This is a genomic window from Cocleimonas flava (assembly GCF_004339015.1).
In the GTDB taxonomy this organism is placed as follows: domain Bacteria; phylum Pseudomonadota; class Gammaproteobacteria; order Thiotrichales; family Thiotrichaceae; genus Cocleimonas; species Cocleimonas flava.
In genome coordinates, this window is sequence record NZ_SMFQ01000004.1 from 154573 (window position 1) to 179260 (window position 24688).

Below are 24688 nucleotides of genomic sequence, written 5' to 3' on the forward strand. Positions count from 1 at the left end.
ACAAGTGATATTAACGACAAGCACAAAAAAGGCCAGAGCAAGCTCCGGCCTTAAAAATGTAACTATTACGGTAGTTATTTAACTACCTAAAGACTTAACGTCTAATAGTTACCTTGCGCTGACCCGATACCGAGATATCTACTCGACGGTTTTCAGCGCGCCCCGATTTAGTTTTATTACTGGCTACAGGATTCATTTCACCCTGACCCGACACCTTCATTACACCACGATCGATGCCCTGCGCTGCAAGAAAGTTAGCCACTGAATTAGCGCGCCTTTCTGACAGTTTCTGGTTATACGTTTTTGCACCGATGCTGTCTGTGTGACCCACTACAGTAACGTTATTCGGTGTTACGTTTGAAGATTTAACCGTCTGGGCAAAGCTAGTAAGTTCCCCACGTGCTTTATCACTTAGCTTATCGCTATCAAACGCAAAGTTAGAACCGCCAGCCTCATTGAGTCTTAACACTTTTACAATAGGCTTTGGTGGTGGTACATACACTGGCTTTGGCTTAGGTGGCGCAACGTATACAGGTTTTGGCGGAACAACTGCCACTGGAACCGGGTCAGCCTTAATCGGTGCAGCTATTGAGAGCTCACCACAACCAGAAACCTTACTTCCTAAAGAAGCTGTAACACAATCGCCAGAACCATCTGTTACACCATGATTGGAACCATCGGTTACATATCCACCGATATTTGCTGATGCTGTAGAAGTCATGGTTAAAGTCACCATTACTGCACTACTCGCAATCACTAAATGTTTATAAGCTTTGTTACAAGTCAACTTCCTGATATTCATTTTGGTACTCCATACTTCATAATAAAATTTTTTTAAAAGTGATCTCTCACTTGCACTTGCATGTTATCTGTATCAAAAATAATACAATGTATCTTTTTTGCCACACAGTAGATAAGAACACGCTGTATCAGGAAAAGTTCCGAATATTAATTTCTTAAAAAGTGATTTAAATTTCGAATTCAACCCAATCACGCTGTTCAAAATGATTATGAAAATGATCGGATAGTGCTTATAAGTGATTGAAACTATTATTCTAAAAATTCATAAAAATGCTTATTTTTATCGTTAAAAAGACTCAGCAAATTGATTAAAAAATGAGCAATTTATTTTCATTAAAATTAATTAATATTCTGTAAAAGAGGGATAAAAACTTTAAAAGGGTCAAGAACAGACCAGAAAACTACTTAGAAATAACACATAAAAATGACGTTAAAAACGAATTAAAACTCAATCGGAAGCTCACATAAAAATAAATGAATTAGATTAAACGCTGCTAAAGGAAAATAATCCCAAATAAACGTGAATAAAATCTGATTAAGCCTTTTAAAAAAGTGCCAGCAAACTTATCATACACCCTTACCCCCTTTCTTACTTTTTAGAAGATAATTTATTCGCTATGTTAATACTCCCCGGTAGTCGTGCGTTTTCTGATTTCAACAAAACTAAACTCCTAAAATCATTACAAAATTCCATTCCAGAATTAACGGATATTCATGCCCGTTACTGGCACTTTGTTAAAGTTGCAGAAACTTTAACGGATGAAGAAAATGACACCCTCACCGAATTATTGCACTACGGCGAGCAGGAAGGAGAGAAAGAGTCCGATGAAAAACCCCTAGGAGAATTATTCCTGGTCACTCCACGTCCCGGAACTATCTCTCCGTGGTCGAGTAAAGCGACAGACATTCTACATAACTGTGGCATGAGCAAAGTCGTTAGAGCAGAACGTGGCATCGCTTACTTTGTCGAGTATAAAGACGATTTTACGAATCTATCTGAAGACCAGCGCGTATTTATTACTAACCGCATCCACGACCGTATGATCGAAGTAGTGATGGAAGACGAACAAGATGCCGTTATCCTGTTCAATGACGCTGAACCTGCACCACTTAAAACCATTCCTTTGGGTGAAAATGCGCAAGCTGCATTAAGCCGTGCGAATATCGATTTAGGTCTAGCATTATCAGAAGACGAGATTCAATATCTTGCAGACAACTACGCCGATTTAAACCGTGATCCTACCGATGTAGAGTTAATGATGTTTGCACAGGCAAACTCTGAACATTGTCGACATAAAATATTCAATGCTGACTGGGTTATCGACGGTAAAAAACAAGATCAAACCCTGTTCGGCATGATCAAAAATACCTACAAACAATCGCCTGAAGGTGTGTTATCTGCGTATCACGATAACGCTTCTGTGGTTGAAGGCTCACAAGCGACTAAGTTCTTCCCGAACAGTGCCAATCAGGAATACGGCTATTCAGAAGAAGCTGTGCACATGCTGATGAAGGTGGAAACACATAACCACCCTACGGCAATCTCTCCGTTCCCGGGCGCAGCTACTGGCTCTGGTGGTGAGATACGTGACGAAGGTGCAACAGGCAACGGTTCTAAACCCAAAGCAGGTTTGTGTGGGTTCTCAGTATCTAACTTAAAAATTCCAGAATACCCAATGCCTTGGGAAATCGATCATGGCAAACCATCTCGTATCGATAGCGCGCTTGACATCATGCTTGAAGGTCCTATAGGTGCAGCTGCATTTAATAATGAATTTGGCCGTCCAAACATCACTGGTTATTTCCGCACTTATGAAGCGGAAGTACCTGGCGCAAGTTCAGAAAAAGAACTACGCGGTTACCACAAACCAATTATGCTTGCGGGTGGTTTAGGCAATATCCGCCCGAATAACATCGAGATGAAAGACATCCCGGTAGAAACACCGATTATTGTATTGGGTGGACCTTCAATGCTGATTGGTTTGGGTGGTGGCGCGGCTTCGTCTATGGCGAGCGGAACCAGTACTGAAAGCCTCGATTTTGCTTCGGTACAACGTGGCAATCCTGAAATGGAACGCCGTGCACAAGAAGTTATCGACCGCTGTGTTGCAATGGGTGATGACAACCCTATTCTGTGGATTCACGATGTTGGTGCTGGTGGCGTTTCTAATGCTATCCCTGAAATTGTAAATGATGCAGGACGCGGCGGAAAATTCGAAATTCGTATGCTTCCTAATGACGAACCAAGCATGTCACCGATGGAAATCTGGTGTAATGAAGCTCAGGAACGTTATGTATTGGCAATTGACGCTGATCGTTTAGATGCTTTTAAAGCTTTATGTGAACGTGAACGCGCTATATATGCGGTAGTTGGCACTGCGACTGAAGAAAGACATTTACTCGTTGGTGATGCACTGTTTGAAAATAACCCCGTAGATATGTCGATGGACATGCTACTCGGTAAACCACCCAAAATGCTACGTGATGTACATCACAAAACCTTCCACAAGCCAGAATTAGAGTTAGATGGAATCGAACTGGACGATGCCATTGAGCGTGTTTTACGTTTACCAACAGTAGCCTCAAAATCGTTTTTGATTACCATTGGTGACCGTACGATTACGGGTATGGTTAATCGTGATCAGATGGTTGGCCCTTGGCAAGTTCCGGTGGCTGACGTTGCGGTAACCTGTGCCGATTATATCGGTTATAACGGTGAGGCAATGGCATTGGGCGAAAGAACTCCTATTGCATTGGTTAACCCACCTGCATCGGGTCGTATGGCAATTGGTGAATCGATCACTAATATTGCTGCGGCAAGAATTGGCAGTATTTCTGATATTTTCCTTTCTGCAAACTGGATGGCAGCTGCGGGTTACGAAGGTGAAGACGCCGCATTATTCGACACGGTTAAAGCCGTAGGTGAAGAACTTTGTCCGCAACTCGGTATCGCGATACCTGTGGGTAAAGATTCGTTATCGATGAAAACCGTTTGGGATCAGCAAAGCGATGACGGCGTCATCGAACGCGAAATGGCGGCTCCTTTGTCATTAATCACCACTGCATTTGCGATAGTTGATGATGTGCGCAAAACACTTACCCCTCAAATTAGAACGGACAAAGGTGATTCTGACCTTATCCTGATCGATCTGGGCAAAGGCAAAAATCGCCTTGCTGCCTCTGCTCTGTCACAGGTTTATTCACAAATGGGCGCGCATACCCCTGACGTGAATGACCCACAGGCGTTGATTAATTTCTTCAAAGTGATTCAGGAGCTCAATCAGGAAGGCAAATTAATGGCCTACCATGACCGCTCTGACGGTGGCTTGCTGGCTACATTATGTGAAATGGCGTTTGCTGGTAAAACAGGGATTACTATTCGCCTGGATGATATTGGCAAAACGCCACTTGAAGCATTGTTCACAGAAGAATTGGGCGCGGTGATTCAAGTTCATCACACCGATACCGAAGAAGTACTTTCTGCATTACGCGAAGCTGACTTAGGCAATTGCTCTCACGTCATTGGTAAACCTGATACTAAGGAAGCGGATTCAAACCAAGCTGATCAAATCACGTTTACCTGGGCACATGAAACCATTTACGAAGAATCTCGTGCAACCTTACACAAGGTTTGGACAGAAACCAGTTATCGCATGCAAGCCTTACGTGATAACGATCAATGCGCTAAGGAAGAATTCGAGAAACTAGACGAAGACTACAATGACACTGGTTTAATCGCTGAACCAAGTTTTGATATTACTGAGAATATTGCTGCCCCTTACATCAAATCAGGTGTGAGACCTTCGGTTGCGATTCTTCGCGAACAAGGCGTCAATGGCCAACAAGAAATGGGCATGGCATTTGACCGCGCTGGTTTCCGTGCAGTTGATGTGCACATGACCGATATAATATCTGGTCGCACTTCATTAGATGACTTCAACGGCATGGTTGCTTGTGGTGGTTTCTCTTACGGTGATGTACTTGGCGCAGGCGGCGGATGGGCGAAGACTATCCTCAACAATGCTCGTGCTAAAGACGAATTCAATGCCTTCTTTGAACGTAAAGATGTCTTTGGCTTAGGTGTCTGTAATGGCTGTCAAATGCTGTCGCAGTTACGCGATTTAATCCCCGGCGCAAGTCACTGGCCAGAATTCTATCGCAATCAGTCAGAGCAATTTGAAGGGCGTTTTGCGATGGTAGAAGTCATGGACTCACCGTCTATCTTGCTCAAAGATATGCAAGGCTCAAAAATGCCAATCGCGGTGGCACACGGTGAAGGACGTGCAGTTTTCACTGGAGTGAATACTGCAGAAAACGCACTAAGCAATAGCTTTGTCAGCATGCGTTATATCGACCATAACAGTCAGCCAACGCAACACTATCCAGAAAATCCAAATGGATCTGAACAAGCTATTACCGGTCTAAGTAGCACTGATGGTCGTTATACAATCATGATGCCACATCCAGAACGTGTAGTGAGAACAGTGAGTAATTCATGGCACCCAGACAACTGGGGAGAAGATAGCCCATGGATGAGAATGTTCAGAAATGCTCGTGTCTGGGTTGATTAAATAGAAATAAAGTCGTTCTTGAGGGACTTATTTCAAGTCATCACAACTTTTCATTACACTCGTCACCACGGCTTGAAACAAGAATCGTTTCAAGCAGTGGTTTCGTTCTGCTATTGAATTAGTCTAGAGAACATGTCTAGAGATAATAGTTAGATATTGAATGACTTCAGCTTTTGCTCAAGCTCGACATAAAGAGCATGCAGAAAAGCTATTCTAAAACGGCACGGTTGTTTTATTAAGCAAGCAACAATTCTAGAAGGTCACCCCCCCTACTTACAGCCGTTTTTTAAATGTCTCTATCGAAGACCTTTAAAAACTGATGCTATTAAAACAAACTCATTCAACGATGAGAATGCTCATTAGCGCCATTTGGATGCACATGTCGCATCTCAGGATATCCATCTTTTGCAGGATGAATATGCGCATTGGCATTTACCTTCGTGCTTTCACATGAAATTGAATGCTCATGCTGTTTATCACCGCCAACATGCGAATGGGTTCTTGCGCCAAGACAGGCATTTTCAGGATGAATATGTGGTTTTAAGTTTTTACCCGACTTTGCTGCCGCAGAACCAGGCTTCCCTGAGTTATCACCAGAGCCAGAACACGCTACTAACACCACACTTAAGACACAACAAAACATCGCGACAAAATACCCAGATGGATTGTGCGTAGAGTGTTTTTTAGAATTGCTGTTTAAGGGGTTTGTAATTGGGCGCATAACTATCATCAGTTGAGTAAAGTAAGTAACCGAGTATATGACAACTTTATAAAATCTTCACTACCATAAAAAAAGCCTCGACTGAATACAGCGAGGCTTTTTTGAATCTACCCTGAAAATTACTTTCAGATAGTCTTATTTTCCATAGTTATGTGTGTGTGGACGTCTTCCCGCTCTATGCGTATGCGTAACAGAATTGGTCAGGCTATTAGCTGGATGCGTATGTGTGTAACCAACGCCTCTACCATTACCCATACCCTTTTTATGACCCATGCCTTTACCCTGACAGCTATAACGATGCGCGTGTTTGCCTTTGCCATTTGGGTGCGCATGAGAAACCGAGCGTGTGCATTTGTTTGCAGGGTGCTTATGCTGATTTGCACTCATTTTTGCGTTACCTTGGCAACTATAACGATGTGCATGTTTGCCTTTGCCATTTGGATGCGCGTGTGAGATCGAACGTGTGCATTTATTCGCTGGGTGCTTATGCTTATTCGCGCTCATTTTAGCGTTGCCCTGACAACTGTAACGATGCACGTGCTCACGTTTACCATTTGGATGCGCATGCGAGATTGTGCGTGTACATTTATTCGCAGGATGCGTGTGCATATTCGCACTCTTTCTCATATTACCTTTACAGTTATAACTGTGTGAATGGGTACTCCCACCATTTGGGTGAGAATGAGAAACCGAACGTGTACATTTTTGTGCAGGGTGTGTATGTGCAACAGAAGGCTTTTTAGTAATCACTCTGCTGTTTGGCTTACAATCGTAACGATGTTTATGGGCATTGCCGCCATTGGGATGTGTATGTGTGATTGAATTCGTACATTTATTAGCAGGGTGTGTATGTGCGATTCCTGTAGGAGCTATAGAGGTAACTTCATCTTGTGGTGATTGCTGACCAGTGAGAGTACCTGAGGTTTGAGAACATGCGCTAAGCATTAATCCCGAAAACAAGATAGTGCTTGTCGTGGATAATCGTTTTAAATTCATATCTTCTTCCTTGAATAATAATTTTTTTAACAAAAATATTGTGATTTTATTTGTTTATTATTTTCTTTTAGATTTTTTATAGGCTCACAACCCCAGAACAATAAACCAAATACCCTTACAAATAAAGGTATTATGCTGGGCACTTATTGCGCAGCTGTTTTTGTATTATTCCGTTTCTACTTTATTGCCTGAAAAGTCATCGAAGCCCATAAACTTTCCCATACTGCATTATATTTGTGGCTTGTCTCAGTGTCTGGTTCAATCATTTTTACAGCATTGATCAAATACTCACTGTTCTCTTTCAAGGGTAAATTAAGAATACCTTTCTCATCCGTGAAATAGGAAGTGTGCACAACGTCATCAATTTTTTTGTTTTCTGTTGTTTTGCCTTTTGTTGTTTTGCTTTTTGTTGTTTTGTTTTTTGTTTCTTTGGATGTAGCTTCACTAGATGAAGGTTCCTTTGTAAACTTATTGAAAACATTCACTTTAATACCTGCGTAAGGTTTACCTTCCGATAATAACTGCAGCTTGATACTACCTTTAATTTCATAAGGATTAGTAAGAGCTACCCATTCAAGAGGCATCCCTAAAGGCTTATCCTGACCTAAGCCATTACCCACTTTGACCAGCGATTTAGGAAAACGACGATAGACTTCAGAAAAACCTGACTCAGGCAGGTTGCGATCCTTATGCGCTTGAAATACCCACTCAAGCCCTTCTGCGTTCAGGAACTTCTCGAATATTTCTCGATCCTTATACGTCAATTTTGATCTAGTCGTCATTGCAGATAAAATCAATAGTCCCTCTTCCTGAATATTCGTTTGAATAGCGGGCAAAGAACCTAAACGTGGCGATAAAAGATGCGTTTTACCATTAATGGTGTAATTCAATCGTTGGTAACTGGAGTGTAAATAGGCGTAGTTATTCCCCTTGAAATCCTGCCCGACCTTTTCATAAGCAAGCAATTTATCACCAGCAGCAATTTCATAGTTGAGCGGTTCCAGCCACATTTCATGCGCCAAAACATTATTAAAGCACATATATATAACAAATAATATCAGACACTTAGAAGCAGCATCTCCACCTCTGAATTGTCTCTTTCTTTTAATCAAAAACACGGTATGATTCGATCCTTTAGTTTTTAATGAGTAGCCAAGATACGCATTATGCATTTACTCCATCGCCCACAGCAAGACACTATATTCAATAGCATAATTAAGTTTAGCTTACTGTTTTTATTATTCTTTTCTTCTGTAGCAAGCGCACATGAAATACGCCCGGCGATTGTAGATTTCACTTTTAATAAGGCCGGCTATTACCAACTAATCATTCAACAAAACATTGAAGCACTGTTAGCACAGGTAGGCGATCAACACGATGATACCGAGCAATCTGAAAATGCAGCGAAATACGATCGATTAAGGCAGCTTCCAGCGGAAGAACTTACTCAGGAATTTGAAAAATTTAGCGAAACTTTCTTGAGCAAAATGACACTTAAATTCGACGGCAAAGAAGAGCCCGTTCGTATTCTGGATATCGAAGTTCCAGAAGTTGGCGACCTCGATTTAGCGCGTGATTCGGTCATCAATATTGCTGGATTAATTCCTGAAGGGGTCAAAAGCCTCAGTTGGCAATGGGACAAAAGCTTTGGTAATGCGGTTTTCAGAGTAAGTTCGGAGGACAATCCAGATTTATATTCATCCTATCTTACTGAAGGTAAAGGCAGTGATCCGGTGGTTATTGGTCTTGATTGCTCAATTGCGGAAAACCAGTCTCAGGCAGGCTGCGCATCACAAACGGGATGGTGGCAAACACTCGTCAATTACATCGCTGTTGGCTTCGATCATATCGTTCCGAAGGGTTTAGATCATATTCTTTTTGTTGTTGGTTTATTTCTGTTAAGCACTCGATTAAAACCACTGTTAATCCAGGTCACGAGTTTCACACTGGCTCACAGTGTCACGCTTGCCTTAGGTATTTTCGGTGTAATTTCGATCTCTCCTGCGATCGTAGAACCACTGATAGCCGCCTCCATTGTGTATGTCTGTGTGGAAAATATATTCCATGAAAGACTCAGTCGGCTACGCCCCGTTCTGGTATTCCTATTTGGTTTATTACATGGGCTCGGCTTTGCTAGCGTTCTGACAGAATTTGGCTTAACGCAGGGTAATTTCGTCAGCGGACTCATCGGATTCAATATTGGTGTCGAACTAGGACAACTCAGCGTGATTGCCGCGTGTTTCCTTCTGTTCGGTTACTGGTTCGGTAAAAAGAGCTGGTATCACGCCAGAATTACCATTCCGGCGTCTATTGTGATTGCACTTATCGCTGCTTACTGGTTTATAGAGCGCGTTGGGTGGATTTAGCAAAGAGCAAAGGCACCTCCCCACTTTGAGGCACTTTTTTTAAGTGGGAAGGTGCCTTAACATAAAACGTTAATTAAACCAGTTTAATACTGTCTTTCTCGATAAGGATTAAACGTCGCTTGTAAAGAGCACCTAAAGCCTTCTTATAGGCTTTCTTGCTCACTCTAAACTGTGCGTAAATATCATCGGGAGAACTTTTATCTGTCAGTGATGACGAGCCGCCCTGTTCTTTAATATGATCCAATATTTGATTCGCCAAATCTGATCGTGTTTTTTCAGAAGGTAAATTTAAGCTCAAATCCAGTTTATTATCCGCGCGTACTGTTTTGATATAACCTTTGAATTTATCACCAATATTTAATGGTTGTGGTAACTCACTCTTATACAACAAACCGACATAGGTTGTACCAACAACGGCCTTATAACCTAACTCTGTTTCGGCGTAGACCATGAGATCAACCGCTTGTTCTGCTTGATGCGAATGTGATTCTTCCAGCAGGAATTTATCCAGCTTTGAAGACGCCATGATACGTCCGCTATGCTCATCGAGATACACTCGAACCACATAGGACTTACCCTTTTCCATCTTCACGTCTTGCTCGGCGTAAGGCACGAACAAATCCTTCATCAAGCCGATATCCATGAAGGCGCCGACTTTATTCACATCTACCACTTTTAAAAAGGCACATTCATCCACCTGGGCCAATGGAATTTCGGTAGTTGCTATGATGCGATCTTCTGAATCGTAATAGATGAAAACTTTGAGTAGATCATCGACCTTACAATTTTCTGGCTCGTAGCGCTTTGGTAATAAGATTTCATCGCTTTGCGAACTGGCAGAAAGGTATGCGCCAAATGGCAAACGCTTTACTACACTCAAAACATTGGTTCTGCCTATTCTGACGCGTTTGAAAAGATGTAAATTATCATCTTCTATTACCGTTTCTTCGCTATCAGCTTGTTTGTAGTCGGCCTGTTTGTAGTCGGCCTTTTTATAGTCGTCTTGTTCATGGCTGATCGTTTCGTGATCGCTAGCTTCGTGATCATTCTGTTTATCCGCCGAAGAAGTGTCAGATGGTTTTTTGCCTTTAATTCCGCCGTAATGACTCTTACTCATCAGAATCACCTTTGTTATTTTTGGGTAGAACCCTTGTGTATAAAGAGCTTCCGTCTACTTTTTCTGGCTTAGCCGTTTCTTTCTCTGTTTTTGGCTTTGCCGCTGGTTTCTTAGCAGCAGAAGCAGGTTTATCAACACTTTTAGCCTTGGTATCTGCAACATCCGTATTTTTTGTTTTGCCATACAGGGATGGTTTTTCTGCCTGTTTATTGTCAGAGGACATAGACTTGGATTCAGACTTAGCTGTATCTGTCTTGTTACCAGACGTTTTTAATCGGGCTTTTTTAGAGAGTTTATTTTTCTTATTCTTTGGTTTTTTCTTTTTCTTAACACTCACAGGTATTTGAGGAGCCGTTGCATCTGCTTCAAACCCTTCGATTTGTTCGCGTTCTAATCGAATCCCATTGCGCTTTTCGATAACACTAAAATGCTGATATTCATCGTGAGAAATCAATGAGATTGCCATTCCATCTTCACCCGCTCGGCCTGTTCTGCCAATGCGGTGCGTATAATCATTCGGTGATCGTGGTAATTCGTAGTTGATGACACAGGGTAATTCTTCGATATCAATACCGCGGCCTGCGACATCAGTCGCAATCAAAACTCTTGACGTACCCGCTTTAAAATCACGAAGTGCGCCAGCGCGTGCATATTGGTGTTGATTGCCATGCATGGCGCTTGCATCTACGCCGAGTTTTTCTAACTTCATCACCAGATTGTCGCAACTGCGTTTCGCGCTACAAAATACCAACACCTGTTTCCAGTCATTGGTTTTTAATAAATGCGCCAATAATTCGGGCTTTCGCGAATGATTAACGGTGATAACGCGTTGCTCGGTATTCACGTCATCGTATAAATCATCGACGTTTATGATTTCTGGCTCATTCATGATTCTACGTACCAGTTTACGAATACTTGGCGGGAAGGTTGCCGTGAACATGAGATTCTGTCTGCCAGCTGGAAGCTTAGCCATAATTTGATCAATTTCTTCCGCAAAATCACCTTTCATCAAACGATCTACTTCATCGATAACCAGTGTTTTCGCCTGATGCAATAGAATCGCATTATTCTTTTCTAAATCCAGTAAACGCCCAGGAGTTGAAACCAAAACATCAGCGCCACCGCGTAAAGCTATCATCTGCGGGTTAATTTTAACCCCGCCAAACACACTCAAGCACTTGACCTTAGGTTCGATATTAATCGCGAAACGTTCGAACTCTTCGCGTATCTGAATCGCTAATTCGCGGGTTGGTACAAGGATCAGAACACCCACTACATTGGATTTATCCAAACGTTGCTTCTTAGCAATTTTAGCGGCTTTCTGACGCAGAATTTTTTCCAGCAATGGCAATACAAACGCAGCAGTTTTACCCGAACCAGTTTCGGCACGCGCCAGTACATCTTTGCCATTTAAAATCGCAGGAATTGAATCATTCTGAACATCGGTAGGTTCTTTGAAACCTGCCTCCTGTATTGCAGAATAAATCGAGGGAGATAGAGTAAACGACTTAAAGTCAGCTTTAGCGGGTGTATTTTTCATGGGTGCTCGTGGTATCAGGGGAGATTTAGGAGAAGGGAGAATAGTCACTTCTACCTAAAACAAAATAAGAGCGCTATTCTAACGTAAAACCAAGATAACTATTACTAAAACCTCGTTAAAGACCTATAAATCCTAATATTATTTAATCCTCATTAAATTAGGTCACCCCCCTTCTTATAGGCCATATTTATCAGTCACTTAGAATTACTTGTTAATTACAGAAACAATCAAACAACTGAAAATACGTCTAATTTCTACTAAGCTTTCAACAATTACTACAAGCATAAGAGGCGAGAGATGAAATCTGAAGCATTTGTAGAAAGTACCAACAAACGTTATACACAAACAATAACAACGGGAAATCATACCCTGATTGCCGATGAACCCACGGAGCTGGGTGGGGATGACAAAGGACCTGCGCCTTTCGATTATTTATTGTCTGCGCTGGGCAGTTGTACTTCTATCACGTTAAGTATGTATGCCGAACGCAAAAATATTCAACTCGATGTAATCACCGTTCGTTTAACCTATATTCCGCCTAATGAAATAGACGGCAGTAGCTCACGCATTATTCGTAAGATTCATTTAGAAGGTGATTTTACCGATGAGCAAGAACACCGCATGCTGGAAATTGCGGACCGTTGCCCGATTCATAAAACATTGCGATCGAATGTCGATATCATGAGTAGTTTTGAGTGATTCATGATCTAATACGATTATACATACATTCGAGAATTTTCAATGAAAGCAGGCTATTTAGTGATAGAAGCTCCACCAAAAGGTACGGACGATTCGGGGTTGGTAAAGTTATTAAGTTGGGATCAGTTACCTGATGCCGCTGATCCAAATCAGGACGATACGAATCAGGCAAACTACCCTGAAAATGTCCATTATGTGGCACGATTCAACGATATTCTGGCGGCTGGCATGCACTTCCATAACGGCTTGCGTCGCCAACTGGTTGATATCAATGAAAAAACTTATCGAGCTGAATTAACTCACGCCATAGCGGTGATAGAGGCTGAAAGTGATTTACGCCATGAGCGTATCTGGATGGATCCGGCAATTGATCAGAATGACTTAGAAGCGATCAATCAAGACGCTGACAAGATTCGCTCAAAGAAAAAGAAAATCAATTTAGCGATTAAAATTCTGGGAATCTTTGCGGTTGCTTTATTGATCTTTAACGCAGTAACATCAGTCATATAAAATGACTCCATTTGTAGTCCTAATAAATAATCAAAAAATGCCACAAATTTGTGGCGTTTTTTGATTAATGATCTAATTAATTATCTAGTTCTAGCATTATGCTTTTTGCGATATATATTTTTTGATGCGCGATTCTGATGTTTATGAATTCTTATACGCTCACGCTTGGTAAAAGTACCATCTGCTTTTAAACGGCGCTTCTGATGGTTAATTCGTTTTTGCTGATGACCTAGTCTAAACGCTTCGCCTCTTGTTAACTCACCCGAACGTATGCCCTGACCAATCCGTCTTGTCTGATTGTATTGTCGATGGTTTATTCCGGGGTTTCTAATGCCTGGCCTATTTGCACCCTGCACTTGTCGATCATGCTTTTGCACATAAATGCTTTTAGATGACTTGAGTAAATCTCGGTGAATTACGGCTCGTTCACGACGTGTAAATTGATCATCCGATTTAAAACGTTGCTCTTTATGGTAAATTTTTCCTTGTTGTTTACCCAGACGCCATGCTTCTTTACCGGTAAGTTCGCCAGAATCTACACCTTGTAAAATGCGGTCTTTCTGGTTCTGTTGTTTTGTATCTATGCCTGGGCTATTGGTATTTGCAACTGCCACTTGGGTAAAAAATGCGGAAGTAAGTAATAAGCTAAATGCGCTTAATGCTACAATTTTGTTTTTGTTAAATAATTTCATAATAGTATCCTCGTTGTTAATTGGAAGCGTGGTTAATAGGAAGCTTGTTTAACACTTTAAGTAATTTATATAGAGTGGAATTATCCGCCTATGCCCTTTACAACGAGTTACCTTGAATTCGGTTGACAATTTTTTTTAAAAGAATTTTTTATCTTTGTTTGTCAACCAAAACTGAGATCGTGCGTTATCTAGATAAACAGGAATAATTTTTGAATACTGATAACGACAATACCTTTGAGAATCTCGAGCAATTCTTAATCCATAGTGAAAAGCGAGCTTTCATTATGGCGCGAGTTGCAACCAGAGATGAGGACGTTGCCTTAGATATCGTTCAAGATGCGATGATCAAACTGGTGAGTAAGTATTCAAATAAAAACAGCCATGAATGGCCACCTTTGTTTTACCGAATTGTGCAAAGTAGAATTAATGACTGGCACCGCCGGCAAAAAGTAAGAAACCGTTGGCGCAGTTGGTTAGGAAACGACAAATTGTCCTCTCAAGGTGAAGGTTTTAGAGATTCACCATTAGAAAACAAAAGCAATGAAAATGACCAATTACCCGAGGACAATACAAGTAGTTTTGAGTTTAGCGAAAAAGTTGAGGTGGCAGTCAGCGCATTACCCCTCAGGCAGCAACAGGCATTTATGCTTCGGGCCTGGGAAGAAATGAGCACAAAAGAAACTGCTAATGCCATGAAATGTTCTGAAGGTAGCGTTAAAACACACTATTCAAGAGCACTTTCTAGCTTAAGAGCGAGTTTAGAGGAATTTTCTTTATGACAAACAAAGATAATCAATCAAATATTAGTCAACATGCAAAGCAGGCATTTGACCAACAAGTCGAATCACTCAATAGTGATACTGCGCAGCGCTTGCGTGAAGCACGCAATATAGCCTTATCTCAAACAGAAAAAAGTGTTTGGCTTTCTAAAAAATGGCTGACTGGTGCAGGTGCAGGATTGGCAATCGCCAGCGTCCTGGCTTTTATGATTGTACCTCAGTTAACTGCTAGCAAGCTCTCACCACTTGAAGATCTTGATATGCTTAGTGCTGATGTAGATATGGATTTATACACGCAACTCGATTTTTATCAATGGTTGGATGAGTCACTGGATGAAAGCTAAATCTGCCATTTTACTCTTCATGGTAATGACAATGTTATCAGCCAAGGCGAATGCAAACAGCAATGAAGGTCAGAATCAAAGTCATGAACAGGTGAGTTCTGACTTCCTTGAGTTTCTCGCAGATATGACAGAAGTCACTGGAGATGGCTTTGAAAACTGGCTTGAGGCAGAAGCCGAATATAACAATGGTAGTGATTTTGATAAACGCAGTACGGAAGACCCATTACAATGATTAACCATACACAACTAATAAGAACGTTGATACTCAGTGTATTTCTAGTGCTGAGTACACAAGTGAGCGCGCTAGATTGGCAGTCTCTTACGCGAGAACAACAGCAAACACTTAAACCATTTGTGAACCAGTGGAACGGCTTTAGTGAGCAACGCCAACAAAAACTGAGCAAAGCGGCATTACGCTGGAAGACACTTACACCAGCACAAAAGAAACGCCTAAAGAAACGCTTTAAAAACTGGAAGAAGCTAAATAATGAAGAAAGAAAGCTAGCTCGAGAGCGTTATAAACAATTTCGTAAGCTTACTCCCAGACAGAAAAAAAGAATCATCAGACAAAGGCTGTGGTTTAATAATCTACCCAATAAGCAAAGACGTGCGTTAAGAAATAAATTTCGCTCTATGAGCCCATCAGAACGTCAATCACTGCGCCAAGAATTGCGTCAGATGGATCGGCAACAACGACGTCAATTTCTTAGGGATTTCGCCAATTAACTAAAGAATTATTAATCTAGGAAGCAACTAATGCTTGCTAATAGTTACCGTATAAGAATGGTCTTCATCGCTTAAAAGCAGCTCACCATCCTCAATATTGCATTGCAAACTCATATTGCGTTTAACCATGTTTTCTACGCCTTCTGCTTCGATATGTATTACGCTTAAGTTTTTATATCGAGCAAGCTTTGCATTGATCTGATTCCACCAGATATCAGATTTCTGACTGTTATAGGTATACACAATCACCTGATCTGATCTGCCACAGGCTTTACGAATTCGCTTCTCATCCAGCTGGCCGAAATCAATCCAGAGCTCGATATCACCCGTCAGTGACTTCTGCCAAATCTCAGGCTCATCATCGACACACAAGCCTTTGGTAAACGTCAGTTCTTCATTCGCGTTTAACGCATAGGCAATAATTCGCACCATAAAGCGGAAATCTGTTTCTGAGGGGTGTTGCGCGGCAGTAAGCTCGTGACTTTGATAATAATGCCGATCCATATCTGCAATATTGAGTAATACTTTATTGATGGTGGCGCTGATTGCCATACAGGTGTCCTGAGCGATTGCGAATAATGAGAAATCGAGATTAAAACACACCCCCCTACTTTCAGGCACTTTTTTCTGGGTTCTATTTATCGAAGCTCTAGTTATCGGAGTTCTAGTTATCTGGCTTCAAGATTTTTCGACATTAATGAGCTAATACGCTGAAACTCTGAGAGTTCTTCTTCGGAGAGGTTCTTCGTCATCATCTGCATTGTATTAGCATCGATTTTTGCAATTTCGTCGACTAACCTAGTCCCCGATTCTGTCACACATAGATAGTGACTACGTTTGTCGTTAGGGTTGGGTTCTTTGCTTATCAGATCCTTTTCGATCAGTGTATTCACCAAGCGCGTTACCTGTGCTTTATCGCGCCTTAGAAAACTGGCGATATCTATCGCCGTACACGGTTTCTTGCGATCGATAATTTTCATCACCCGAATATGCATCGGAGTGAGATTTACATTGAGTTGTTCTGCTTGTTCAAATAGTTGCCGTTTTAAGGCATGAACCAGGTGAAAAAGACTTTCTAATGATTTTCGATCAGACATTCATTCACTTCCAAAAAGAATTATAGTTGACATTATCAATTACATTGCTATATAGTTGTTATTATCAACTATATTTAGAATTATTACAATATTGGAAAACAAACATGAATTCACAAGTAAAAGTTATTAGTCTTGAAGAAGGCGATGTAGAAGACAGTGTAGAAGGCAATGAAACATACAATGAAAAAACCAAATTGATTTACAAGGTACTACTCGTTTTAGGAATGATGAGCATCATAGGTGGCTTATTAACCGGAGTGATGACTTATATGAATGTTGGATATTCCGATACGTTTATGACGAATTGGCGAAATGCCTTGTTTACAGCTTATGCAGTGATGCCAATAGGCTTCGTATTGATGGGATTGTTCACCAAGCTTATTAATCAACTCCTGCCCAACACTGGCGTGCACACACGTAACCTAATTGTAGGTGGACTCATGGCTTTAATTATGGAGTCATTATTAGCGTTCAGCACAGCCGTCAACGTTATTGGCTTTACAAATCACAGTGATCTGTTTACGGGTTGGTTAGAAGGTTTCTTGGCTGCTTTACCTTTAGGTCTCACGCTAATGATTATTACATCAATGACAATAAAACCAAAAATTGAGCGTTTCCTTAAAAGCTAAAATTAATGAATCCAGTAAACATACAGGACAAAACATGAACATTATCGATAGAGTTAAAAATGCTAAAAACCGTCGTGTACCCAGAACACTACAGGTAAAGTCAGCCAATAATCTGACACCCAATATGCGCCGGGTAACATTACATGGCGATGCGCTGGCTAGTTTTCCCAAAGATTCGGAAGGTGCTTATATCAAGCTTCTTTTTAATCAAACAGGTAAAGAAAAACCAGTCATGAGAACCTACACAGTTGCAGAACAACGATCTGATCAGAATGAAATCGATGTGGATTTTATGCTGCACAGTAGCCTCGACAACAATTCAAATCACGGTATTGCTGCGCCTTGGTCGCTAGACACTGCCGTTGGCGATGAAATTTCAATCGCAGGCCCGGGGCCGGCTAAATTCATCAATACGGATGCAGAGTACTTTTTACTGGCGGGCGATATGACAGCACTTCCTGCACTTACAACGAATCTAAAACGATTACCGGAAAATGCCAAAGGTCAGGTGTTTATTGAAGTGTTATCGGAGTCGGACATACAGGACTTAATTAAACCCGAAGGTATTAAGCTGCAGTGGGTAATCAATGACAGCCCCGGCTCAGATGCCTCACCGTTGTTTCATGCCATTGAGAAAGACCTGAGGCAAACGCAAGGTCTATCCACATGGGTTGCCTGCGAATTTAAAACGATGAAAAAAATCAGACAATACCTGAGAGAAGAATGCGCTATTGAAAGATCACATCTGTATGTTTCCAGTTACTGGAAAAAAGGCAATACCGAAGAGGAGCACAAAAAGGCAAAACAAACTGATGCCGATCAAGCAAACGCTTAGTTTTAAAACCTCAGGTGTTTGTGGCGAGTATTATTTGTCACAGTCATTATTTACTACATACATAACAAACGTTAGTAACACTTTTTAATAGCATTAAGCTTACAAATTAACCTATAGCAATAGGAAGAAAATATGAAAATCGCAGTAACCGCAGCAAGCGGACATTTAGGAAAAGAAATTGTTAAGGCATTACTCGCTGTAGTCCCCAAAGATGATGTCATCGGTTTGGCTCGCACACCTGATAAAGCGAAGGACTTGGGTATTGAAGTGCGACCTGGCGACTACAATGACCCTGACGCCTTGGAAACATCGCTAGAATCGGTAGATACTTTATTATTAGTCTCTGGCATGGATGATCCGGATAAACGTATCCAGCAGCATCGAAATGTGATTAATGCCGCCAAGAAAAGTGGCGTGAAGAAGATTGTCTATACCAGCGTTCAAGGCGCTGAAGAAGGCACGGCTTTTTCTCCGGTGATTCAAAGTAATCGACAGACCGAGCAGGATATCATCGACAGCGGTCTGGATTGGGTCATAGGCCGTAATGGCATATACATAGAGCCTGATATTGAATATATCGAAGCGTATAAAAAAGCGGGAGTGATTGCCAATTGTGCGGCTGATGGCAAATGTGGTTACACCACACGCCCAGAACTCGCATACGCCTATGCAAAAATGCTCACCGAAGATAAGCACAATGCGCAGATCTATAACTTACATGGTGAAGCTATTACACAAAGCCAACTTGCGGAATACCTGAACGCAGCATTTGGCACGGATTTGCGTTATGAAGCGATGTCAGTCGAAGCATTCCGTGAAGATCGGGTGGCTGAGTTGGGCGAATTTTTAGGTACTGTTATCGCTGGGATTTATCAAGGGATTCGCGAAGGTAAGTCGGATAATCCGAGTCAATATCATGAAGCAGCAGGTAGAGACCACCAGAGTTGGGCGGCTTATTTCGCCGCGCTTAAATCCAAGGCGCATTGATACTAAGCACTATAATACTAAGCACTTCAATAAAAGACGCTTTAATACATGGAAACAGACAAGTTTAAAGCGATTAGGAGCCTGACTAAAATAGCATAGTCACCCCCCCTACTTTGAGGCTGTTTTTTCTGTTGATGAAAAAACAGCCTTCCAGAAAAACACGAAATTTATTATTGAGTTACAGTCATTATTTAACTTTAAAACGACTTATTGCACCTGCCATTCAACGTCTACAAGTAAGTCATCATTCTCAAAGATCTTACCCACAAACACATCACCCTTATTCACCACACCCACGCCTTTAGGCGTACCGGTCATGATAATGTCGTTATCGGCAATCGTCATGAATTTGGACACTTCTTCCAGTATTTCGCTGGGCTTATAAAGCATAAGCGGGGTACCGCCATATTGAATTAATTCACCATTGATGAACAATTCAAGACGCAACGCGTGTATGTCGCCATCGAACGGTTTGAAATCACTGAGCACCGCTGAATTATCAAAGGCTTTGGCTCGCTCCCACGGCAATCCTTTACCTTTTAGATTTGACTGGACTTCTCTTTTGGTTAAATCCAGGCCGAAACCTACCGCAGTCAGTTGCTTATCATGCACTAAAAAACTGATCTCAGCTTCGTAATGGATAGCATCTGTCTCATGAGTAACGATTTCATGTGAAATTGCTGAGTTCGGTTTAAGAAAAATTACTGGCTCATCAGGCATTGCATTATCCAACTCCTGAATATGCTCCACATAATTTCTACCAATACAGATTATCTTAGACGGAGTTATGTCTTTACCATCGCAACTAATTGTTTTCATTTATTTAATCCCCGCATTTACTGATGCTGCGCTATATTTGCGCTTTATTAACGTATGATTATCCGATGATTTGTAACGCACTTTCAAGTCTCTCGGACGGTCATGAGTATAGACAAAAAATTAATTTAAGCGTTAAAAAAGCTCTGAAGAATTAATATTCATTCAGAGCTTTTTTGTACTGATGATATGTACTACTGATTTGTACTAATGATTTCTAGTACCATCAATTGGCGTAAGTGAAAATGCCTGTAGCAATACTTCTAAAAGACAGTGCCTGTTCTATAGTAAAACTTATCTTTATTTCGGCTAGAACGGCCTAACACGTTAAACGTTGAACCATCTGGGTCTTTTGCGTATCCATGACAGCTGAACTCCATACGCTTTTGTGGCGTAACTCCAACGGTTGCAGCAGCTCTGACATTACAAATTTTCATGTCCTGGCGCATGGTGAAGGCATTAATTGCGGTTAATCCAAGTGCTCTATCTTTTTGCACTAATTTCGATAATTTCCAGTAACCATTACCCGTAATAGCAGAAATTCCCTTCTCATCACCGGTTGTATGTACCGCATAAATATCACCTGTTCCACATTCGGTGATCAGTGACAGGTTTTCTGAATAGGCTAAACCTCTCGGCCATTGAGAAGGTTTCTGGGTGGATGATTGATTGATGAGTTTTAATGAAGAAGGACGACCGTTCGACGTTTCTAGAATATAAAACTGATTATAGCGTGGTCTATTATCTTGTCCGCCAGGGCCAGTAGTTACAACTAGATGACGATCATTGGCCAGTTTTACAATACCCAGACCACCACCAAAATTCGCCTTTTCAATCGGCAAACTAAATTCAAGGTCTTGATTCTGGCTATTGATATCCATGAAATAAAGGCGTTTGCCTAAACCATACACCAGGTATTTACCGATAATATGCACACCACTCGGATGTCTACCCTTGGTACGGTGCAACGTCGACAAATATTTTGTGCCATTACCCGATTGTTTTACAACAAAGATGCCGCCGCGTTTTTTATGACTATGGCTTCCGGCATAAGGGTAAAGTGATGAATTAGTGCGCACAAAACCTTGAACGTGCGTATCAGGAATACCTAAAGCATGCGCAGGATCACCGTCAAAAATATCCAGCGGTCTTAAGTTTTGCGGTGGGTATTTTTGTGGCCAGGTAAATGACCATGGCTTGGTTTGCCATCTGATTTGATTCGCTGCGGCGCGCTTGAATTGCTGTTGTACGTTGGCTGCACACATATTACAGTTAGGTTGTCCAACTCTACAGTTGGTGTCGCCTTTGCTTAAGCTCCTTCTTCTATCGCGTCGATTGTCGCGATCTTTGTATTTATTAAAATAGCCGTTATTGCTGGTGGTTTTTTGTACTTGCGTATTACGCGCCGAATCGCTCGGACCGAATACTAAACCATCATTATCAGATCGGGTTGAACGTTGTGTGTTGCCGTAAATAACCGTATTGGTATGTCTGGTGGTATTACTATTTATTCGGGTACCTAAAGAACCCGCACCATGTCGGTGTGCGTACCCCTGAGCAGGTAATGGATGAGTATGCTGTCTGCCATCATGAAAGTGCGATGCACTAGAACCAGAGCTAATCACCGTTGCTGACTGATTACCACTACTTGAAAAGTCATAGTAATCGGGCTTAGGTGGTTTAGCCGTTGATTGAGAAGGCTGAGTACTTCCGTAAACAATTGTGCCAGTGCGCCTTACAACATTTGAGGTCGCCTGCCCGGTTGCGCCTCCATGTCTGTGTGCCAAGCCTTCTGCGGGTAAAACGTGACTGTGTTGTCTGCCGTCGTGCGTATGACTGACTGCAGCTGGTCCGGCAAAGCTTGCTGTTGCCGTTGTTGCAGCTGCTAGCATGGCTATCGCTTTAATTGAGTTTAAAAAAAACACTCTCATGGTGACTCCCCTGTTTTCAATAATATTTTAAATAATGTCTTAAATAATCGTTGATTGTATAGATTGATTTTCTGAAACACAGACACTTTACATGCAACGGCTATTCACTGAATATTCAATGCCTTGTGTCTATTTTCTGATAATTAATTTAGTGTGCCATCATACCCAAACCGTTTCGCTGAATAACCCACTATTCGATATGAAAGAAATTTAGTACAATTTCACTCACATCATTTACGAATATAAATTCACTGATAAAGTCAGATTAACGTAAATTATAAAATCATGCTTGTTAAACTATCTGTCTGATAAAAAGCGTAAATAGTTCACTGTTTCATTGACAACAATGCCTTAAGATACGCATACATTAATTTTATAGTCGTTTTAAATTAGAAATAGATTATGGTTTATTTGAGTAAAACGTAAACCCTAAACATTGATCTCTTTCACCACATTTACCCATTAGTTACGAGGAACTCCTTATGAATAATAATGCCAATAACCCCTATACGCCGCCAGAGTCTGACGTTAATAACAATTTAGTCGCGCGCAGCTCAATACCTAAAGTCATTGGAATTATTTCAATCATATTAGGCGCATTAGGTTTAATTTTTGGTTTGTTTGGGCTGGCTTCTTTGATGTTTGCTTCGGGGGCTTTAGATGCACTTTCTCAAGGTGGAGGAATGATGGGCATGAGTAAAACCTATCTTCTGGGCACGACAGCGTTATCTGTTTTAACCTCCATCTGGGCCATCTGGATTGGCTTTAAACTTCTCAAGTATTTTGATATTGGTCGCCAACACTTTAATTATTATACTATTTTCACCATCATCGTGAGCATCTTCACTTTCTTTTATACCAAAAGCATGATGGATGAAATGTTTGCAGAAATGAGTCCAGAAATGGCAAACGCCGCTGGTGGCATGTCTGCAATCTCTTCACTGGGAGCATTTATTGCTCCGATAATTCTGATCATTGTGGCGTTGTTACTGAATCAGCAGAATGTAAAAGATTGCTTGAGTAAATAACTCATAGACTAATCAAGAAAACAATCAGGTTCATCACTCACTCAACCAACAAGCAGATACAAATGATAGCCACCCCCCTACTTATAGGCACTTTTTTAAAAAGTGCCTATAAGTAGGGGGGTGGCTTTATTATTTAATCTAATCTGGATTAGCAAACTAGAAATCGGGAGATGCAGAAGCCAGGCTTTCAGTTGCCGAATACAAGTCAAACCAATGAGATTCCAGTTTTGCACCCGTTTCCTCAACGTTAATAGCGCTATATCGATTCCCATTTTGTACGACCAACTCATCTTTTTTTAATTTGGACAATGCATCAGTGACTTCAAAGTTAATCGAAATAGTGAAGTGTTCCCGTAAAAACGCTTCAGACAATGTTTTAATCTGCGCCATATCCAGATCTGTTTCCGTTGCATTCAATAAAATGTAATACGCGAGAATCGCCTCTTTCACATCTTCATCCAGGGCCTGATCGAGCAAAGTCGCAATCACCCCGACATTGATATCCAGACTATGCGTATACAAACTGCGCGAAAGCACCATTTTATAATGATTCTGCTGGTTGAGTATGCTACTCACCTGACGCCCTAATACGCCACCAAAACCCACTACTGCGATCAGAATGGTCAATGGCTTAACCGCTAACGCCAGTTTAGACAAGAACGCCATTACGCCGCCGACAGTGCCAGCACCACCGGCTGCCGTCAGTTTAATTTTATCTAATAGTGTAAAACGCAAGGTGGAATTGGGAAACAACATCTCAAGATCGGAGCACGGTATATCCCGAAACTGACGCATAAAGATGTAATCATCGGAGCTTTTATTTTGCATCAAGCGTTTGTGTCGGCGCAGATACAGCCATTGGTTAAAACGGTTTTTACCCTTATCGATTAAGAGCTGTTTTAATTCTTTCTCACCGCGGAAACGAAATACCATCGTCAAGCGACTGTAGATTGGGATATCTACATCTATTTCTTTTAGAAACAGGGTTCGCCAATGCCTTTGTTTGACTCTCACTAGTGACTTTCCGCGTGTATAAATTAATACCTGTTGATAATCGTCGAGCTCTACGCCTATCGATAAGCCACGTGACATTTCTATGTTAAGTGCTTCATTTATATCAACTTCGTCTAACTCATCATAATTCGCTTTTTGTAATAAGGCGGATACTTCTCTGAACAGTTTTTTCTGTAAACAACGCTTCTCGCTATCGGTCCATGAATGATTTGAGACCACATCCCTATCTGGGTTAAAGGGACGATAAGCATTTTTTAGCGAGAGATAGTGACGGTGATAACGCGCATGATAAATCGTTTGTAATACTTCGGTGAAGGTATGTAAGTGACGCACAGAGTGCTTACTTAAATTATCACTTTCTCGTGCGCTACTAATGATTTTTTTGAGTAACTCTCGTCGGGAAACCGGGATAAAGGTTTTGTCAGCAGAATCTGTATCGTTTAATAAATTATCATGGAGTAAATTATTGCTGAGCATAGAGGTCGTTTT

The 24688-nt window shown here is 41.3% G+C and carries 24 protein-coding genes; 12 read left to right on the top strand and 12 right to left on the bottom strand.

All coding sequences use genetic code 11. The features are described from left to right. Window positions 1-94 precede the first annotated feature (94 nt). A complete protein-coding gene (locus tag EV695_RS12460) occupies window positions 95-802 on the bottom strand; it encodes an OmpA family protein (RefSeq protein WP_131906314.1) in 708 nt (235 codons plus the stop codon). A 616-nt stretch (window positions 803-1418) separates the two neighbouring features. Between EV695_RS12460 and purL the strand changes: the two genes are divergently transcribed. After that, entirely contained in the window at window positions 1419-5372 is a 3954-nt protein-coding gene (purL, locus tag EV695_RS12465; protein WP_131906315.1) for a phosphoribosylformylglycinamidine synthase, read from the top strand. A gap of 340 nt (window positions 5373-5712) precedes the next feature. Here purL and EV695_RS12470 read toward each other — a convergent pair whose 3' ends face one another. From EV695_RS12470 to EV695_RS12480, 3 genes are all read right to left on the bottom strand, one after another. Beyond that, on the bottom strand, window positions 5713-6093 hold the full coding sequence (locus EV695_RS12470; protein ID WP_131906316.1) for a hypothetical protein: 381 nt from the start codon (window positions 6091-6093) through the stop codon (window positions 5713-5715). 135 nt (window positions 6094-6228) lie between these two features. Then, window positions 6229-7089, bottom strand: a complete 861-nt coding sequence (locus EV695_RS12475; protein ID WP_131906317.1) for a hypothetical protein — start codon at window positions 7087-7089, stop codon at window positions 6229-6231. 176 nt (window positions 7090-7265) lie between these two features. Further along, window positions 7266-8261: a DUF4198 domain-containing protein gene (locus tag EV695_RS12480; protein WP_131906318.1), complete on the bottom strand. Its 996-nt coding sequence runs from the start codon at window positions 8259-8261 to the stop codon at window positions 7266-7268. On the opposite strand from EV695_RS12480, the gene EV695_RS12485 reads away from it, so the two are divergent. Then, a complete protein-coding gene (locus tag EV695_RS12485) occupies window positions 8256-9455 on the top strand; it encodes a HupE/UreJ family protein (RefSeq protein ID WP_131906319.1) in 1200 nt (399 codons plus the stop codon). The genes EV695_RS12480 and EV695_RS12485 overlap by 6 nt on opposite strands. A 73-nt stretch (window positions 9456-9528) precedes the next feature. Here the strand turns inward: EV695_RS12485 and EV695_RS12490 are convergent, their stop codons facing one another. Then, window positions 9529-10572, bottom strand: a complete 1044-nt coding sequence (locus tag EV695_RS12490; protein ID WP_131906320.1) for a CvfB family protein — start codon at window positions 10570-10572, stop codon at window positions 9529-9531. Then, window positions 10565-12112: a DEAD/DEAH box helicase gene (locus EV695_RS12495; RefSeq protein ID WP_131906321.1), complete on the bottom strand. Its 1548-nt coding sequence runs from the start codon at window positions 12110-12112 to the stop codon at window positions 10565-10567. The genes EV695_RS12490 and EV695_RS12495 overlap by 8 nt, the downstream gene beginning before the upstream one ends. A 297-nt stretch (window positions 12113-12409) precedes the next feature. Here EV695_RS12495 and EV695_RS12500 point away from each other — a divergent pair, with 297 nt between their 5' ends. Together EV695_RS12500 and EV695_RS12505 are read left to right on the top strand one after the other, a co-directional pair. Next, on the top strand, window positions 12410-12811 hold the full coding sequence (locus EV695_RS12500) for an OsmC family protein (protein ID WP_131906322.1): 402 nt from the start codon (window positions 12410-12412) through the stop codon (window positions 12809-12811). Between the two features lie 42 nt (window positions 12812-12853). Continuing rightward, complete coding sequence (locus tag EV695_RS12505) at window positions 12854-13321, top strand: hypothetical protein (RefSeq protein WP_131906323.1); 468 nt, start codon at window positions 12854-12856, stop codon at window positions 13319-13321. 80 nt (window positions 13322-13401) lie between these two features. Here the strand turns inward: EV695_RS12505 and EV695_RS12510 are convergent, their stop codons facing one another. Then, window positions 13402-14013 (bottom strand): hypothetical protein, encoded by a 612-nt coding sequence (locus EV695_RS12510; RefSeq protein WP_131906324.1) that lies wholly within the window; start codon window positions 14011-14013, stop codon window positions 13402-13404. 209 nt (window positions 14014-14222) lie between these two features. Between EV695_RS12510 and EV695_RS12515 the strand changes: the two genes are divergently transcribed. From EV695_RS12515 to EV695_RS12530, 4 genes are read left to right on the top strand one after another with little or no spacing between them, the layout of a single operon-like run. After that, window positions 14223-14792 carry an RNA polymerase sigma factor gene (locus EV695_RS12515; protein ID WP_131906325.1) on the top strand — a complete coding sequence of 190 codons (570 nt, stop codon included), beginning with the start codon at window positions 14223-14225 and terminating at the stop codon, window positions 14790-14792. Beyond that, window positions 14789-15136: a DUF3619 family protein gene (locus EV695_RS12520; protein ID WP_131906326.1), complete on the top strand. Its 348-nt coding sequence runs from the start codon at window positions 14789-14791 to the stop codon at window positions 15134-15136. The genes EV695_RS12515 and EV695_RS12520 overlap by 4 nt, the downstream gene beginning before the upstream one ends. After that, window positions 15126-15368: a hypothetical protein gene (locus tag EV695_RS12525; protein WP_131906327.1), complete on the top strand. Its 243-nt coding sequence runs from the start codon at window positions 15126-15128 to the stop codon at window positions 15366-15368. The genes EV695_RS12520 and EV695_RS12525 overlap by 11 nt, the downstream gene beginning before the upstream one ends. Next, window positions 15365-15862: a DUF3106 domain-containing protein gene (locus tag EV695_RS12530; protein WP_131906328.1), complete on the top strand. Its 498-nt coding sequence runs from the start codon at window positions 15365-15367 to the stop codon at window positions 15860-15862. The genes EV695_RS12525 and EV695_RS12530 overlap by 4 nt, the downstream gene beginning before the upstream one ends. 27 nt (window positions 15863-15889) lie before the next feature. On the opposite strand, the gene EV695_RS12535 is transcribed toward EV695_RS12530, so the two are convergent. Together EV695_RS12535 and EV695_RS12540 are read right to left on the bottom strand one after the other, a co-directional pair. Beyond that, window positions 15890-16414 (bottom strand): YaeQ family protein, encoded by a 525-nt coding sequence (locus tag EV695_RS12535; RefSeq protein WP_131906329.1) that lies wholly within the window; start codon window positions 16412-16414, stop codon window positions 15890-15892. Between the two features lie 116 nt (window positions 16415-16530). Continuing rightward, window positions 16531-16959 carry a MarR family winged helix-turn-helix transcriptional regulator gene (locus EV695_RS12540; protein WP_131906330.1) on the bottom strand — a complete coding sequence of 143 codons (429 nt, stop codon included), beginning with the start codon at window positions 16957-16959 and terminating at the stop codon, window positions 16531-16533. A gap of 104 nt (window positions 16960-17063) precedes the next feature. Here EV695_RS12540 and EV695_RS12545 point away from each other — a divergent pair, with 104 nt between their 5' ends. The 3 genes from EV695_RS12545 (at window position 17064) to EV695_RS12555 (ending at window position 19410) form a co-directional block, all read left to right on the top strand. Continuing rightward, complete coding sequence (locus EV695_RS12545; protein ID WP_131906331.1) at window positions 17064-17588, top strand: DUF2798 domain-containing protein; 525 nt, start codon at window positions 17064-17066, stop codon at window positions 17586-17588. Between the two features lie 34 nt (window positions 17589-17622). Beyond that, window positions 17623-18423: a siderophore-interacting protein gene (locus tag EV695_RS12550; protein ID WP_131906332.1), complete on the top strand. Its 801-nt coding sequence runs from the start codon at window positions 17623-17625 to the stop codon at window positions 18421-18423. A gap of 132 nt (window positions 18424-18555) precedes the next feature. Continuing rightward, complete coding sequence (locus tag EV695_RS12555) at window positions 18556-19410, top strand: SDR family oxidoreductase (RefSeq protein ID WP_131906333.1); 855 nt, start codon at window positions 18556-18558, stop codon at window positions 19408-19410. 207 nt (window positions 19411-19617) lie between these two features. Here EV695_RS12555 and EV695_RS12560 read toward each other — a convergent pair whose 3' ends face one another. Beyond that, window positions 19618-20229, bottom strand: a complete 612-nt coding sequence (locus EV695_RS12560; RefSeq protein ID WP_131906334.1) for a fumarylacetoacetate hydrolase family protein — start codon at window positions 20227-20229, stop codon at window positions 19618-19620. 260 nt (window positions 20230-20489) lie between these two features. Beyond that, window positions 20490-22157, bottom strand: a complete 1668-nt coding sequence (locus EV695_RS12565; protein WP_131906335.1) for a hypothetical protein — start codon at window positions 22155-22157, stop codon at window positions 20490-20492. Between the two features lie 482 nt (window positions 22158-22639). Between EV695_RS12565 and EV695_RS12570 the strand changes: the two genes are divergently transcribed. Next, a complete protein-coding gene (locus EV695_RS12570) occupies window positions 22640-23185 on the top strand; it encodes a hypothetical protein (RefSeq protein WP_131906336.1) in 546 nt (181 codons plus the stop codon). 156 nt (window positions 23186-23341) lie between these two features. On the opposite strand, the gene EV695_RS12575 is transcribed toward EV695_RS12570, so the two are convergent. Further along, on the bottom strand, window positions 23342-24676 hold the full coding sequence (locus EV695_RS12575; protein WP_131906337.1) for a DUF3754 domain-containing protein: 1335 nt from the start codon (window positions 24674-24676) through the stop codon (window positions 23342-23344). Window positions 24677-24688 lie beyond the last annotated feature (12 nt).